Raw genomic sequence first — 17578 nt, forward strand, 5'->3', positions numbered from 1 at the left:
GGCCTCATCTGGAAGAGATGAGACGGGCAACAATGAAAAGAATAACCACACAAGTCGTCATCATAGGCGGCGGTGCCACAGGGGCCGGCATCATGCGCGATTGCGCACTGCGCGGCATCGACTGCATCCTGCTCGAGCGCGATGATATCGCCGCTGGCACCACCGGCCGCAACCACGGCCTGCTGCACTCCGGTGCTCGCTACGCGGTGACGGATCAGGAGTCCGCCCGCGAATGCATCCAGGAAAACCGCATCCTCAAGCGGATTGCCAGCCACTGTGTCGAGGACACGGGCGGCCTCTTCCTCACCCTGCCGGAAGATGACATCAATTTCCAACGCACCTTTATGGATGCCTGCGCCCTGGCCGGTATCGACACCCGCCAGCTCGATCCCCGCGAAGCGTTGCTGCTCGAACCCAACGCCAACCCGGCGATGATCGGCGCCATCCATGTGCCGGATGGCACGGTCGACCCATTCCGCCTCGCCGCTGCCAACGTGCTGGACGCGAAAGAACATGGCGCCCGTATCTTCACCCACAGCAAGGTGCTGGGGCTGCTGCGCACGCAGGATCGGGTGCACGGGGTCAAAGCCATCAACACCCGCACCGGCGAAGCGTTCGAGGTGGAGTGTCAGGAGGTGATCAACGCCGCCGGCATCTGGGGCCAGCAAATTTGCGAATACGCCGATCTCGGCATCCGCATGTTCCCGGCCAAGGGCTCCCTGCTCATCATGGATTACCGCATCAACCAGTTGGTGCTCAACCGCGCCCGTAAACCGGCGGATGCCGACATTCTGGTGCCGGGCGATACCATCTCCCTGATCGGTACAACGTCGAGTCGCATCGATTACAACAAGATTGACCAGCTCACCGTCGAACCCGAAGAGGTCGAGGTGCTGCTGCGCGAAGGGATCAAGCTCGCTCCCATTATGGCCCGCACCCGTCTGCTACGCGCCTACGCTGGGGTACGCCCGCTGGTGGCGGTGGACGGTGACGACACCGGCCGCAACATCAGCCGCGGTATCGTGCTGCTGGATCACGCCGAGCGCGATGGCCTCAAGGGCTTCAACACCATCACCGGCGGCAAGCTGATGACCTACCGCCTGATGGCTGAGTGGGCCACCGATCTGCTGGCCAAGAAGCTCGGCAACAGCAAGCACTGCCAGACCGCCGAACTGAGCCTGCCCGGCTCACGGGATCCGGAAAAGGTCTCCGCTCCCGGCCTCTCGGTGCCGGTCGAAGGCTCTGCCCAATACCGCCACGGCGAGCGGGTTATCGCCTTCTTCCGTGACAACCCCAAGGCCAACGCCCTCATCTGCGAGTGCGAAATGGTCACCGCGGGCGAAATCGAATATGCCCTGCGCGAGCTGGATGTGGACAACCTCATCGACCTGCGCCGCCGCACCCGTCTGGGGATGGGGCCCTGTCAGGGCGAGCTGTGTGCCTATCGCGCCGCTGGTCTGATGCAGGAGTATGGCAAGGCTGACGGTCGTCAGGCCTGCGTCATGCTGCGCCAGTTCCTCGAGGAGCGTTACAAGGGGACCCGCCCCGTCCTGTGGGGCGATGCCCTGCGCGAGGCCGAGTTCACCTACTGGATCTACGAAGGGCTGTTTGGCCTGGGAGAATGGACGGCGCCGCAGTTGGTTGCCGATACGCCTCGCGGCCCAACCAGCGAGACCACTCACAAGGAGAGCCGTCATGAAGTTTGACAATATCGTTATCGGCGGTGGCATGGCGGGACTCTCGGCCGCCCTGCGGCTGGTAGAGGCGGGCCAGAAGACCCTGCTGATGGCCTCCGGCCAGAGTGCGCTGCACTTCTCCTCCGGCTCGATCGATCTGCTGGAGAGCGAGGGAGATCCCCGCGCCGCCCTGCCCGCCTTTATGGCAGCCCATCCGGATCACCCCTATAGCAAGGTGGGGATGCAAAATATCGAAGCGAGCCTCGCCGATCTGCAGCGCCACTGCGCCGAGCAGGGGCTGCCGCTGGTGCGCCACGAGACCAACCACCAGCGCCTGACCCCCATCGGCACCCTCAAACGCACCTGGCTCTCCCCCGATACCTGTGCCTGCGTCACCGATACGCCGATCCCGGATGTACTGCTGCTGGCCACCCTCGAGGGCTTTCGCGACTTTCATCCGGCGCTGGCGGCCGCCAATCTGGCGACCCATCCCCGCTTCGCCCACTGCCGCATTCTGACCGGCGAAGTACGCCTGCCCCAGCTGGCGGAATTCAGCCGCAACCCCCACGAGTTTCGCTCCGCCGATATCGCCCGTCTCTGTGACAAGCACCATCTGGTGGCGGACCTGGCCCGCGAGATCAGCCGCATGGTACTGGAGTGTGGTGAACCGGGCTGCCGCCATATCGTGCTGCCTGCTTGCCTGTCCCTTGGCTTGGTCGGCCCGCGTCTGGCGGAGCTGGAGCAGCGCACCGGCTGCACCATCAAGGAGGTGGCCACCATGCCGCCGTCGCTGATCGGCATGCGGATGCAGGAGGCACTCAAGCGCCGCTTCATGGCCCTTGGCGGCACCTTCCTCACCAGTGAACGGGTGCTGGGCGCCCGCTACGAGGGTGATCGCGTCATCGGCGTGCACAGCCAGAATGGCGATGATCAGCTGTTTGAAGCGGACCACTTCGTGCTCGCCTCCGGCAGCTTCTTCAGTCGCGGGCTGGAGTCCCGTCTGCGCGGCATCCGCGAGCCCATCTTCGATGCCGATGTGCTGAGTCTGGAAGAGCGTGATGCCTGGGCCGGTCGACGCCTGTTTGACCACCACCCCTTCATGGGCTTCGGGGTCAAGACTGACGACAAGCTCAGAGTGCTGCGCGGTGGCAAGCCGCTGGTCAACCTCTACGGCGCTGGCAGCGTGCTGGCGCACTATGACCCCATCAAAGAGGGGTCAGGTTCCGGTGTCGCCGTTGCCACCGGCTGGCAGGCTGCCGGCCATATTCTGGGCGCGGCCCAATGATTACTTTGTCCCATATCCCGTGTCTTCATCATCGCCGGGAGGAGAACTGACATGCTACTGGATCACGCCAACCAAACTTTCGATCAGTGCATCAAATGCACCGTCTGTACCGCCTACTGCCCGGTGGCCAAGGCCAACCCCGCCTACCCTGGCCCGAAACAGGCGGGCCCGGATGGGGAGCGGCTGCGGATCAAAAGCCCGGAGCTGTTCGACAGCGCCCTCAAGCACTGCACTAACTGCAAACGCTGTGAAGTAGCCTGCCCGAGCGGGGTGCGCATCGGCGACATCATCGCCAAGGCCAAGCACCAGTACAGCGGTTTCAAACCGGGGATCCGCGAGTTCGTACTCTCCCACACCGACCTGATGGGCAGCATGTCTACCCTGATGGCCCCCGTGGTCAACTTCACCACCGGCCTCAAGCCGATGAAACTGGTGCTGGACAAGGCGCTGGGGGTCTCCTCCCACCGCGACCTGCCCAAGTACTCCCAGGGCACCTTCCGCGGCTGGTACAAGAAGCAGAAAGAGACTCAGGCCTGTTATGCGCGCCAGATCGCCTACTTCCACGGCTGCTACGTTAACTACAACCACCCGCAGCTCGGCAAGGAGCTGGTGCAGGTGCTCAACGCCATGAACATCGGCGTGCAGTTGCTGGAGCGGGAGAAGTGCTGCGGCGTGCCGCTGATTGCCAACGGCTTCATGGACAAGGCCAAACAGCAGGCAGCCTTCAACATCCAGCAGATGGAGAACTCCCTGCTCGGCAACGAGATGCCACTGCTGGCCACCTCCTCCACCTGTGGCTTCACCCTGCGCGATGAATATCCCCACCTGCTGGAACAGGACAACCACAAGGTGCGCGATCGCATCTCGCTGGTGACCCGCTTCCTGTGGAACGAGTTCTACAAGGGCAACAAACCGGCGATGAAGCCGCTCAATCTGCACATCGCCTACCACACCCCCTGCCACATGGAGAAGATGGGGGGCGTCATCTACACCCTCGAATTGCTGCGCGCCATTCCCGGGGTCAAGGTGACAGTACTGGAGTCCCAGTGCTGCGGTATCGCCGGCACCTACGGCTTCAAGTCGGAGAACTACGAAACCAGCCAGACCATCGGCGAAGGGCTGTTTGATCAAATCAACCGCCTGGCCCCCGATCTGGTGATCACCGATTGCGAGACCTGCAAATGGCAGATCGAGATGAGCACCAGCTTCCGCTGTGAACATCCGATCCACCTGCTGGCCCAGGCGCTGGCCTGACTCCCCCGGCCCTTGCGGCCGTATAAAAAACAATCCATGCAGAGATAAACAAAGAGCCGGCAAATTGCCGGCTCTTCTTTTTTTACGCTTCACACCCACTATCAGGGGTGCTGGATGATCAGGCTATGTTGATCTTCCAGCATGCTCTGCAGGATATCGTGGGACGAAGTACCGCTAAGATTCCAGCTGGTCAAATCCACATCCTTCAGAGTGATCTGCTGGGTCACATGACCATCCCCGGCTGGCGCCACCGAGAGGTTCACATCGCTCAGGCCATTGCTCCCCGTGGTCACCGAGGCAGAGAGGTGATTGAGCAGATCATCGACATGGCTGCCGCTCACCCCTTGCAGCATGTCGGCCAGATCGATCTTGTCCCCCTGTTCCGGATGGAAGTCGGTGATGGTATCGATCGCTGGCTGACTTTCACTCCCCTCATCCCCGTGCTGCCAAACGAAGAGATCGCTGCCAGCCTCGCCGGTGAGGATGTCGTTGCCATGGCCCCCCAGCAGACGGTCATCACCGGAGGAGCCAAACAACCAATCCCCCTGATCGGAACCGACCAGCTCATTACCACTCTGGCCGTGCACCGTGATGGTCTCAAGGGGCGTGCTGACGGTTGAACCGCCAACACTCGACTCGGCACTGATCCCCAACACATGCTCACCGTCACCAAAACCGCTGAAGAAGAGCGGAACCGAGTGATCGGCCGGGATCAGCCAGTCACCATTGCCATCGGCATGACCGACGCTCTGGCCATGCTCGTCCTGCACCTGTGCCCCATCCAGACCGCTGATGCGGATGGAGAGCTCACCGGTGGCCGGATTCACCACGCTGGCGTTGATGCCAAGAGGGATAACGGCCCCCTGCAAGGCATGGAACGCATGTTGATCCACAGTCAGATTCGGCATATCCGGCTCAGCCGTGACCGTGATGGCCACCTGATCGGTGTCACTCAGCGGGCCACCAGCACCGCTGTTGCCTTGATCAGAGGTAGTGACAGTGAGCGTGTCCTGCCCCCAGAAATCGTTGGCCGGTTCATAGTGCAGGTTGCTTGCCAGCAACTGGTTGAGATCGGCCAGCGACCCCACCAGGGAGATCTCGCTGGTACCCGCCCCCTGCACCACCACGGCCCCCGTCGCGCCCAGCAGGGTCAGCACACCATGCTCGACCCGCAGCACCATGGAGACTGGCGCACTGCCTGCATCCACATCCTTCACGCTGACGCCGGAGAGCGACAGGGAGCCATCCTCCTTCACCGTCATGCTGCCAGGCAGCTGATTGACCGGGGCATCGTTGACCGGCTGCACTTCGATAGCTACCACGTCGGTATCGCTCAGCGCGCCGCCGCTACCACTATTGCCAAGATCATTGGTCACCATGGTGAGCTGATCCTGACCATTGAAGTCCTGTTCACCCTGATAGGTCACCCCACCGGACAGCAGCGCATTGATGGCATCCAGCGGACCGCTGAGCACCAGCATCCCGCTCCCGTTGCCGGTCACCGTCACCCCGCTGCCCGCCATCAGGTTGAGGGTGCCATGCTCGACCGAGAGACGAACTTCGATGGGACTGCTGCCCGCATCCACATCTTTCACCTGCAAGCCGTGGATGACGAAGGGCTGATCTTCCACTGCAACTAGTGGGGTCGTTGGCAATACGTTGATTGGCGCATCGTTGACCGGGCTCACATCCACACGGATGGTGCCATTGACCTCGGGGCCAAGGGCGCCGTTGTCGAGGCTCTGGGCCGTGATCTTGAGATCCAGCGCACCGTTGGCATCATTGGTCACCAACTCGACAGCGCCAAGCTTGCCCCCCTCGGTGGTCACCTGCCAGCGACCGCCACCCAGATCAATAACCGTCCCCGCCACGCCATTTGGCAAGCGGATCTGGGCACCATCAGGCACCCCTTCGATGGTGACCCGCACCTGCTCGGGCTTGTTCTCATGCACATTACCCGCACTGCCGCCGGTTGGCTGGGTATCCCGGGTCTCCAGCCCCAGATCCAGGGTGATCACATCCCCCTCGGTGCCACTCGCCTGATCCTGAATATCGGCGATGATGGCATCCCCCACCGGCGTCACGGTGACGGTAAAGCTGCCACTGGTTTCGAGCGGAATGGTGAGCCCCTTGTCCAGGGTAAATGCACTCAGCGACAGCTCCACGGTGCCGCTGAAGTCAGCTGGCGGGATCAGGGTAAGCTTGGAGAAATCAGTCCCCACCGGGATCTGCCAGACGCCGCCGCCATTGTTGACCGCCGGAGCAGACAGGGTGAAGCCATCCGGTACCCCCTTGATCTGCAGCGCCACTATCTGCTCGGAGCCATCATTGTCGATCAGGGTCGCGCCTAGCCCGCCGAGGTTGACTGTGCCATCCTCGCTCCCCGTGACACTGTGCAACGTGAGCTGGGCCGGATCGTTGACCGGTTTGATCTCAAATTCTGCATGCCCGTTCCAGCTGGCTTGCGCCGTGCCGGTGGTGGCGGTATCGAGAATATCGACCTGGATATCGAGCGGCACCTTGCCGCTAAAGTGCTCTTTGGGCACAAACACCAGATCTTTAAGCGCCGACACATCGTTGACCACCAGGGTGGTCAGTGGCTGGTTGCCGACCAGGAAATAGCCGAACTTGGGATCGACGGTGATGGTCACCGCCTCCACCGTCTCGAGACCGCCGTCAGCCACGCTAGGACTGATATCAGCCAGTTTGACCGAGAGATCGAGGTGGATCTCGGTGTCTTCCAGGTTGCTGGGCTGACCGTTCACATCCTTGACCTGCAGCGTCAGCTCGGGCTGACCATCCTGGCCACCATTGATATCTACTTCCGGAGTGATGGAGAGAGTGACTTGCTTCTCGACCAGCTTGGTATCGCCGCTGGTGGTATCGGTATTAACGACTCGCACGTTCAGATTGAGTGTGCCGGCGTAATCAGTGGGTAACCCCAATGTCAAATTCTCCAGACCACTCAGACTGGTCGGCAGTTTGATCAGGTATTCGCCATTGACGAAGTCGTAATTGAGCCCCTGCAGAGTGACTCCCGGCGGGAGCCCTGTGATGACAATACTCACTTCATCGTGGTTACTGTCCTGGCTCGCAATCACAATCTGCGACTTGAGCTGAGCCCCGAGATCGACAACATGATCCTCAACCCCGACTACGGCAGCAGGTTGGAATATGATCTGGGCTGCCTTCTCATCGGTCGCATTGGCAAAGATGAAGATTGCCGACACGGGCATTTCACGAACCACGGGAACACTGATATCTCCGTCATCGCTGTAGTCCAGAATCCGAGCACTGACCTTGAAATTAACCCGGCCGGTAAAGCCATCCGGCGCCTGCAAGCTGTAATTGCCCAGATTGCCTGCCGGAACAGTCCAGTTGCCCTTACCATCACTGATACCACCATTAACGACAAATCCCGGGGGCAAATCGCTGATCACCAGATAGTCGATCCGCTCACTGCTGCTGGGATCGCGGTCGTCAAAACTGAATGCCCCAACCAGATCCACCGGTTGATCGAGGAAGCCAAAGAGGAGGGGGTTGTCTATCTGCAACTCGCCATCGGGTTCGACCACCGCCTGAATATCGACGTGCAGATTGCCGTCGATCACCTTCTGGGCCACGGCCCCCGAATCCACATCATGCTGGGTCACGGTGACATGGCTCTGGATGGTGGTGTCCCTGTCGCTATCTTCCGGCGCTTTCACCAGCAGTTGGCCGCCGTTTAACAGGCTCCGCAGATCTGTGTCACTCAAGTCCACCGTACCGCTGTTCACGGTGAGCTGGGTATCGACCCCGCCCACCCGGATCCAGATCTCGTAACCGGGCTCGATGCCTGAGAGGCTGAGGTGCGTCACCTTCTCGGCGCCATCGCTCAACACCGGATGCCAGTCCAGCACCACAAACTGATCTTCAAGGCCATGGCTGGTCTTGCTGTAATCGGTGGCGTCGATCTCGGGCTCAACCTTGATATGCAGCGGCACATCGAAGCTCTTGCTGTCGCCGTCGTTTTCAGTCACCACCACCTTGGCGATCAGGTTCAAATCCGCCGTGCTATTGTGGGGCGGCTGGATCACCAGATTGCCAAGATCCGACACATCGACCTGATAGGTCGGCTTGCCATGAGCATCGAGTCCGGCAAAGGTGAGCATCAGCTCCTTGCCGCTGGCATCAAATACCCTGGCCCCTTCCGGCAGGCCACTCAGCACCAGGTTAAGGCTTTCCGAGCTGTCTAACGGGGTCTCCGCCAGTTCACCGGACACCAGCTTGAAGTTGAGCGGCGCTTTGCCATCCTCGGCCACCGTAATGGCATAGCCAGCGCCTTCAGACACCCAGCCTGTACCACCCAGTTCAAAGTGAGGTTGATCGACCACCCCCACCAGATCCACATGAAGTGTCTGACCAGCGGTCTCTTTCTCGTTGACCACGGTATGGGTCTGGCCACTGGCATCGGTCAACGTCGCCGTGTCTTTCACCACCCCCTTGATGGTGAGATCAAAATCGACGTTGCTGTTTTTCGGTGGTTGCAGCGTGAGTTCGCCAATACGATCAAAAGGAACCTCATAGTAACCCGCCGCGTTCTGCGCCACGGCGGCGCCACCCAGCAACAAGGTTGCACCGGCCGGCAGGCCGCTGATGCGCACGAACATGCTCTCGGAGCCATCGAGTTTGTCGCCCAAATGGGCAAGGGAGATCTTGCTACCCAGATCGAGCTTGGTGTCTTCCTTGCCCTGAATATCACGAATGGTCAGCTTGGTGTCATCTGCCACCGGATTGACGTTGATCACCAGATCAATTTTGTCTCCCTGCGCCGTGCCCTGACCCTGAGCGATCGGGTTCTTCTCGGTGCTGATCGGCGTCACCGACAGCTTAATGTCACCACTGAAATCCTTGCCCGGAACCACAGTCACCTTGTTGATGTTGCCGGCCGAAACGGTGTAGATGCCACTGCTATTTGGCTTGAGCTCGGCACCGTTGAGCATCAGGGTTCCCTTGCCCGCTTCCAGCTTGATCTGGTAGGTCAACGTCTCGGAGTTGTCGGTGTCAGTCAGGCTCGCCTTGACGTCCAGCTTGATACCTGTGCTGTCTTCATTGGTGTCATAGTGGCGAGTGGTGTTGGTTGTGTCCCATATCGGCTTGTCGGCCACACCGCGCACCGTCACAGCCAGCTCGCCCGTTACGGCCGCAGGTGCCGCGCCTTCGGTGACGCCGACCTGCAGCTGCACCTGGAAGTGCAGTGGTTGACTGCCATTGCTCCAGCTCGACCAGTTGCTTGAGGGCACAAAGGTCACCCCCTGAGTGGTGTAGTGAACATTGTCACTGGTCACCATGGCCGCTGGCGGCACGATAAACCACAGGCCATCAGCCGTGGTGGTGAGGGCAACGCCGTTGTAATAGAAGGTGCCATGGGCATTGGGGGGCGCCTGAATCAGGAGCTGATCCACATGCTCGCCGCGATCGAAATCGCCAATATCGAGCTGCATGTCGATAGGTATACCCTGCCTATGGTCTTGCGCCCCCTGATCCTCATTGCCAATCGCCGCCGTGACGGTAAAGTGCACCGCTTCATCCTGCAGATTGAGGGTCAGGGTGCTGTCTGCACGATCGCCATCGCCATCCACCAGATGAGCTGTCACCACCTGACTGAGCTGGCTTTCGTCGTGATTGAAACCAGCTGCAGGACCGAAGGTATAAGAGCCATCGGCGGAGATGGTCAGTGACCCCATCACCTGCTTGCCATCTGGGCTCATCACATCTTGTGTCAAAGAGCCATTGATGACGTACGTCTGGCCATTGATGGTGATCGACTCGACACGGGCACCATCCGCACTTTCATTGACGGTAGGCAGCAGATCGCCGGTCACGGCACTGCTCCCCTCGCTCAGGGTATGAGCCAGTACAGTGCCGATAGGCATGTCATCCTGCACGGTCACGGTCACACTGACGTTTGGGCTGCGATCGCCGTCATGATCGGTGACAAAAAGCGGCACTTCGATGGCCAACTCATCCTTGCCCTGTGCACCGTGATCAAGCTGGCCGACCAGATAGACGCTGTAACTGCCGTTAACTTCGAGGTGGACCCAGAAAACGGGCTTGCCCCCCTCGGCCGTAGCCAGATACCAGCCGGTGCTATGTGCAGCCAGCGTAACCGCTTTGCCACCCGACGTGAGGTGATTGGCCTGATTGAACGCAACCACATCCAGTTCAAGGGAGGCAACCCGATCCGAACCGGCAGTGATGGTCACCTTACCGCCATCGGTTTCTCCACTCTCTGCTGGTGTGGTCCCCGGATGCTGACCGTTCACTGCATCGAGATCCGACTCCTTGACGGTGACCCTCTCGATAGAAGTGATCACGGGATCGGCGGCATCGGTAATCACGGCGGTAGTACTGCCAGTAATCACGCTGCCGTCGCTGTCGGTCACCTTGACCGGCAAGGTCAGTTCCAGCTTGTTGTCGGCACCATGATCCAGGTTGGTATGCACAGTGACCTGATAATCGATAGTCGCGCTAGTGTGAGCGGCGATGTTGGCGGGGACGGTCGGGATGGACACCGTCATCACTACCAGACCGCCGCTGGTCACTGCCTGGAAGGTGTGACCATCCGTGCCAACCGCTTTCCAGGTCAGGGTTTCGCCGTTATGGGTGATGGGCTTGCCGCTGGCATCCATGACCTGACCGGAGAGCGTCAGTCGCACATCAGTCACCGGATCCGAGTCGGCTTTGATAGTGATCTTGCCGCTCGCCTGTTGATCATCGCCCGCCGAGTTGGCGCCATCGAAGCGCCCTTCGCTTAAGGTGACGCCTGTCAGGGTGAGGGTAGGTTTCTCCCCTTCCCCTATCTGGATATTGAGGGTACCACTGGTGCTGTCGTTATTACCGCCCGCCTTGTCGTAATCGTTGACGCTCACCTTGATGGGCAGTTCGGTCACGGCGTTGCCGCCTTGATGGAGCCCTTGATAGAGGGTGACCTGATAGTCAAAGCCGTTCTTGCCCGCCTGATCTAGGCTGCCAACCAGCTTGACCTCGAACACCTCGACCCGCAGGCCATCCACCATCACATAGCCCTTGATCAGCTGGCTACCGGGGATAGCGCTATTGCCATCAACCAGCTCGTACTGCACCGGTTTACCCAAGGCAGTCAGCGCAGGCTGTTCGTTGGCATCGGCAAACGCCACCTCAACGACCCGGTCCGACCCAGCTTGCACGTCAAAGTGACCGGTTTGGCTCAGGCTATTGCTGCCGGTGAGGTTCCCCTCATCCAGGGTCACACCAGCACCCGGGATAAAGCTCGGTGCCTTGCCATCCGCAATGGTGAGCGGCAGCGTGGTACCGATACGATCGCCATCCTTGTCGGCAAGGGTAATGGCAAGCGGCAGGTTGAGGGATTCGCTCCCCTTGTGATCCAGCTCGCCGCTCAGGGTGACCTTGGCAGTCACGCTCCAGTTACCGTTGTTGTCGCCCAGACTCAGTTCGGCGCGCAGCACCACCTGCCCACCGGCGGTTCCGACCAGCTGGCCGGTTGCGGGGTCAACGGCGAAAGTGACCGGGTTGCCGTGACTGGTGAGTCCAGTCAGAGTGCTCTGGATTTTGGCGATGTCAAAGCCAAGGGAACTGGCGTCGAGGGCATCGCTGCCGTGCGCGACCGAGAAACTCATGGTACTGACGGCGGCCGCCTCCCCTTGCGCTATCTCGGTCATCATGGTGCCGGTCACGGCGGAGATGGTCGGGTTGGCGCCATCACCTACCGCCACGGTCATGGTGGAGTGGACCTTGTCGCCATCGCTGTCGAGCAGGGTAAAGCCCGCCTTGAGCAGGCTGTTGGCACTGCCCTGATCCAGCGGTTGATGGAGGGTAAAACTGTATTTGCCATCGCTACCGAGGGTCAGCTCAAACACCAGCGTGCCATCGGGGGTATGCCCCTCGATACGATGATCGGCCACCGTGATGGTCACGACCTGCTTGCCCGAGGTGAACCCTTGCAGATCCGGCTGATTGGCATCGAAGGTGATGTTGGCTAGCGGATCGCTGCCCGCCGTGATGGCCAGATCGCCCGACAGAGTCTGGCCATGCTGCCAGTTGCTATCTTCGGTCAAGGTGAGGGAGACAGGGCTTACCTGCGGCAAGGCACCATCGGTAATGGTGATATTGAGGGTGCCGAGATTGCTCTTGTCCCCGTCAAAATCGGAGCCCTGTACCTTCAAGCCAAGGTTGAGGCTGTTGGTCGCCTCCGGCTCGTCAAACACACCGGTCAGGGAGACGCTGTATTTGCCATCCAGCCCGATGGTGATGGTGAGGATCGGCTTGCCCTGCCAATCCTTGACGATCAGCTGGTTATCTTGAACCTCATAGGTCGTCGCCTTGCCCTGACTGGTGAGCCCCGCCAGCGCAGGTTGGTTGGCCTCAAAGTTGAGGGAGACCAGACGATCGCTACCCACCGTCACCGGCAGCTGACCATCGATGCTCTGGTTGCCACCCTCCTGCAGTGAAACGCCCTTGTCCAGACCGAGTTCGGGGTCAAGGCTATCCGTCACCGTGATGGAGGTGGAACCCTGGCTCTGACTGCCATCGCTGTCGGTGACTTCGACTGGCAAGGTCAGTTCCAGCTTGTTGTCGGCACCATGATCCAGGTTGGTATGCACCGTTACCTGATAATCGATGGTCGCGCTGGTGTGAGCGGCTATGGTGGCGGGGACGGTCGGGATGGACACCGTCATCACCACCAGACCGCCGCTGGTCACCGTCTGGAAGGTGTGGCCATCGGTGCCAACCGCCTGCCAGGTCAAGGTTTCGCCGTTATGGGTGATGGGCTTGCCGCTGGCATCCATGACCTGACCGGAGAGGGTCAGTCGTACATCAGTCACCGGATCCGAGTCAGCTTTGATGGTGATCTTGCCGCTCGCCTGCTGGTCATCGGTGGCCGAGTTGGCGCCATCGAAGCGCCCTTCGCTTAAGGTCACGCCGGTCAGGGTGAGGGTCGGCTTCTCCCCTTCCCCAATCTGGATATTGAGGGTGCCGCTGGTGCTGTCGTTATTACCGCCCGCCTTGTCGTAATCGTTGACGCTCACCTTGATGGGCAGTTCGGTCACGGCGTTGCCGCCTTGATGGAGCCCCTGATAGAGGGTCACCTGATAGTCAAACCCGTTCTTGCCCGCCTGATCGAGACTGCCAACCAGCTTGACCTCGAACACCTCGACCCGCAGGCCATTGACCTCAACATAGCCCTTGAGCAGCTGACTGCCGGGGATGGCGCTATTGCCATCAACCAGCTCGTACTGCACCGGTTTACCCAATGCGGTCAGCGCAGGTTGTTCGTTGGCATCGGCAAACGCCACCTCGACAACCCGATCCGACCCGGCTTGTACGTCAAAGTGACCAGTTTGGCTCAAGCTGTTGCTGCCGGTGAGGTTCCCCTCATCCAGGGTCACCCCGGTGCCGGGGATAAAGCTCGGAGCCTTGCCGTCCGCAATGGTGAGCGGCAGCGTGGTACCGATGCGATCGCCATCCTTGTCGGCAAGGGTGACGGCCAGCGGCAGGTTGAGGGATTCACTCCCCTTGTGATCCAGCTCGCCGCTCAAGGTGACCTTGGCGGTGACACTCCAGTTGCCGTTGTTGTCGACCAGACTCAGCTCGGCGCGCAGCACCACCTGCCCACCGGAGGTCCCGACCAACTGGCCGGTTGCGGGATCAACGGCGAAAGTGACCGGGTTACCGTGGCTGGTTAGTCCAGTCAGGGTGCTCTGAATCGTGGCGATATCAAAGCCAAGGGAGTTGGGGTCGAGGGCATCGCTGCCGTGCGCTACCGAGAAACTCATGGAGCTGACGGCGGCCGCCTCACCTTGCGCTATCTCGGTCATCGTGGTGCCGGTCACGGCGGAGATGGTCGGATTGGCACCATCACCCACCGCCACGGTAATGGTGGAGGATACCTTGTCACCATCGCTGTCGAGCAGGGTAAAGCCCGCCTTGAGCAGGCTGTCGGTACTGCCCTGATCCAGCGGTTGATGGAGGGTGAAACTGTATTTGCCATCGTTACCGAGGGTCAGTTCAAACACCAGCTTGCCATCTGGGGTACGCCCCTCGATACGATGATCGGCCACCGTGATGGTCACGGCCTGCTTGCCCGAGGTGAACCCTTGCAGCCCCGGCTGATTGGCATCGAAGGTGATGCTGGCCAGCGGATCGCTGCCCGCTGTGATAGTCAGATCACCGTCAAGGGTCTGGCCCTGCTGCCAGTTGCTATCTTCGGTGAGCGAGAGGGAGACAGGATTAACCTGCGGCAAGACACCATCGGTAATGGTGATATTGAGGGCGCCGAGGTTGCTCTTGTCGCCGTCAAAATCTGAGCCCTGTACCTTCAGGCCAAGGTTGAGGCTGTTGGTCGCTTCCGGCTCGTCAAACACCCCGGTCAGGGAGACATTGTATTTGCCATCCAGACCAATAGTAACGGTGAGGATTGCTTTGCCCTGCCAATCCTTGACGATCAGCTGGTTGTCTTGAACCTCGTAACTCGTCGCCTTGCCCTGGCTGGTGAGCCCCGCCAGTGCAGGTTGGCTCGCCTCAAAGTTGAGGGAGGCCAGACGATCGCTCCCCACCGTCACCGGCAGTTGGCCATCGATGCTCTGGTTGCCCCCCTCTTGCAGGGCGACCCCCTTGTCGATGCCCAATGCGGGATCACTGCCATCATTGACAGTCAACGTAAGGTTGGCGCTGGTGCTGTCCCCATCTATCTCGTTGGCGCTCACCTGCAAATCGAGGGAAAGCATGTCGCTGCCCTGATGATCGAGCGGGCCGGTGAGGGTGACCACCACCCGTCCAGCCAGATCGCTGCCCTGCTGCTGCGCATTCAATTCGGCGCGCAGCACCTCCACCCGTTGGCCACTGCCATCCAGGTAGTAACCCACCAAGGTGCGATCATCGGCAAATTCAAAGGTCAGCGGATGACCATCGCTGGCAAGACCCGAGCCGTTGAGGGTAGTCAGGGTGTTGCTCTGATTACTGAACACCAACGAATCCACCAGCAGAGGATCGGCGGTGTGTTTGACCACAAAGCTGCTCTCGCCCACCACGGCGGCGCCGTTGGTAAAGGCATCTTCAGTCAGAAGAATGGCCGGGATCTCGAAGCTAGGCGGATTGCTGTCCACCAGATTGATCACCAGCGGCGCCTTCACCAGATCGCTGTCGCTGTCGCGATATTCGAGGTTGAACGGCAGGCGCAACGCGTCCTGACCGTGATCCAGGCTCTGACTCCAGACGATGCGGTAGCTGCCGTCATTGTTGAGGGTCAGGGTGAAGACAGTCGCCCCACCAGCACTGGCGGTCAGGGTCTGACCGTTGATGGTGTAGCCAAGAGGCGCGCCATGGCTGACGAGCCCCAGCCCTTCCAGGGCACTCTGATCAGCAGCGAACTGGACTTGCAGATTGCCATCCTGACCGGCACCGGTATTGAGGCTACCGGTCGCGGTGATCGGGCCATCGGCCAATCCGGCTTCGGAGAGCGTCAGGGTTTCGCTCTGACCAATCAGCGGCGCCCCATCGCTGGCGCTGTTGCCCGCCAGATCGGTGACACTGGCACGCACTTCAAAGGATTGATTGATACCGGAGAGATCAAGACCTGATACCTGCCAGCGGCCATCGGCCCCGACCTGTGCCGAGGTGGTCAACAGCGGCTGGCCATTGCTGTCGACTAGTGTGATGATGACACTCTGACCCGCCTCCACATTGCTGGTGGAACCGCTCAGGGTGGCGCTGCTGTTGCCAAACAGGGCTGCGGAATCGAGATCATCGATATCGATAGATGCCTGAGTATCGACATTGATAACAAGGGTATCGCTGGCGCGGTTGCCGGCAATATCCACGGAATTGACCTGAAACTGGTACTGGCCATCGGCCAGGGTCTGCGGCAGCTGATATTGCCAGTTACCGGCGGCATCCACCGTCAGGACGGTGAGCACGCTACCGCCAAGGCTCAGGGTCACGGTGGCACCGGGCTCCCCCTTCCCTTGCAGCAGCGGGGTATTGTCGCGGGTCAGATCATCGGTCTGGCTGGCGCCGGTGTCGCTCTCATCGGCGAGATCGAGGGTAATGGTGGTGATGGTATCGAGCAGAGTCTGTCCGGTATCGCTGGCGTTGTTGCCAGCCTGATCCTGGGTATTGGCCACAATCTGCAACGGGCCATCCACCAGCTTGCCGGTCACATCGCCAAAATTGGCTTCCCACACCAGGCCGGGCAGCACCACTGTCGTCACCGTCAGTGAATTTCCCGCCTGATCGATAAGGGTCACAGTGACTGGCTGGCCTACCTCCACATCATCCACCACACCACGAATGATGACGCCAGCCGCTTCATCGGCGTTGATAATGTTGTCGCTGGTTTGGGGTTCGGTGATGGTGATGGCGGCAAAGAAATCGCGCTCTTCGGAAAACAGCAGCTCATCGCCGACAGGTTGCACCGCATGGTCGGTATCAAAACCGGCCTCGGCCAGGGTGGCATCGTTGGTACGATCGACCACTACAAATCCACCCGAGCTGGAACCGGCTACACCACCGATATTACCCGCAGCGGCTGCGTTACCGGCGGCGGTCTCCTGGAACAATTCGGTCGGGTCAATACCCTGACGGATCGCCTCTTGCAATGAGGCCAGTTCCGGATCGGTCGGTTGTCCATCAGCAGCAGGTGTGGCGGGCTCAGGTTTGGCGGCCATATCTTGCTCACCAGCAGGATCACTGCCCGGCTCGGCTAGTTGAAAGTGGCCACCTTGGGCAGCTTGCAGGCGATCCCCCGGCTGCAATGCCATCCCCACTTTTGCTCGTATGACAGATCCATCTGCACTGATGACAAACACGGAGCCCTCGAGTTGGGAGATCACCGTGGACTTTTCAATTTGCAACTCAGCCATACAACCTCCAGCAAAACCTTAACCACCAACATCAGTACCTAGAGGGTACTTGTCTGTTCAATAATCATACCGCACCAGACTAAGTGGGTCTTTTCGCTATTTTCGACAATGATTGCCATAAAATGGCCATAACTTACAAGATTGTGCATCTAAAAGGCCTTTTTAAATGAAATGAGATTTGGATGACCCCAATCCCATCACCTTTATTAACAGGTCTATCAGACTCCATGTGACTATTTCTGTCGTTTGACGATAAATCCACTGCAGCTTCAATAAATGGATCATAATCCGAAGGTCAAAAGCTCATACCACAACACCGAGAATTTGCATATTCAGTCAATTTTTAGCATAAGTCATTGCCAGAATCTGTGAACAATACGGCAGCAATCAGGATCAGCAGCAAAAAGTGCCAGTACGTAGCTGTACCGTTCAAACTCCTGCCATCGAATGCTCGGCAGTTAACA

Annotated in this window: 4 protein-coding genes; 3 read left to right on the forward strand and 1 reads right to left on the reverse strand. The window is 59.8% G+C overall.

The features are described from left to right. Window positions 1–32 precede the first annotated feature (32 nt). Genes glpA through glpC form a run of 3 tightly spaced genes read left to right on the forward strand, consistent with a single transcriptional unit; the run spans window position 33 to window position 4215 of the window. Complete coding sequence (glpA, locus tag OKC40_RS03720; RefSeq protein WP_182937588.1) at window positions 33–1706, forward strand: anaerobic glycerol-3-phosphate dehydrogenase subunit A; 1674 nt, start codon at window positions 33–35, stop codon at window positions 1704–1706. Further along, window positions 1696–2961: a glycerol-3-phosphate dehydrogenase subunit GlpB gene (gene glpB / locus OKC40_RS03725; RefSeq protein ID WP_182970935.1), complete on the forward strand. Its 1266-nt coding sequence runs from the start codon at window positions 1696–1698 to the stop codon at window positions 2959–2961. The genes glpA and glpB overlap by 11 nt, the downstream gene beginning before the upstream one ends. A 51-nt stretch (window positions 2962–3012) precedes the next feature. Continuing rightward, the gene (gene glpC, locus OKC40_RS03730; RefSeq protein WP_182937590.1) at window positions 3013–4215 is read left to right on the forward strand and encodes an anaerobic glycerol-3-phosphate dehydrogenase subunit GlpC; all 1203 of its coding nucleotides are present in this window, start codon (window positions 3013–3015) and stop codon (window positions 4213–4215) included. A gap of 101 nt (window positions 4216–4316) precedes the next feature. On the opposite strand, the gene OKC40_RS03735 is transcribed toward glpC, so the two are convergent. Then, the gene (locus tag OKC40_RS03735; protein WP_270794128.1) at window positions 4317–17114 is read right to left on the reverse strand and encodes a retention module-containing protein; all 12798 of its coding nucleotides are present in this window, start codon (window positions 17112–17114) and stop codon (window positions 4317–4319) included. Window positions 17115–17578: the final 464 nt, after the last annotated feature.

It is taken from the genome of Aeromonas sp. QDB11 (assembly GCF_027705265.1).
Taxonomy (GTDB): Bacteria; Pseudomonadota; Gammaproteobacteria; order Enterobacterales; family Aeromonadaceae; genus Aeromonas; species Aeromonas allosaccharophila.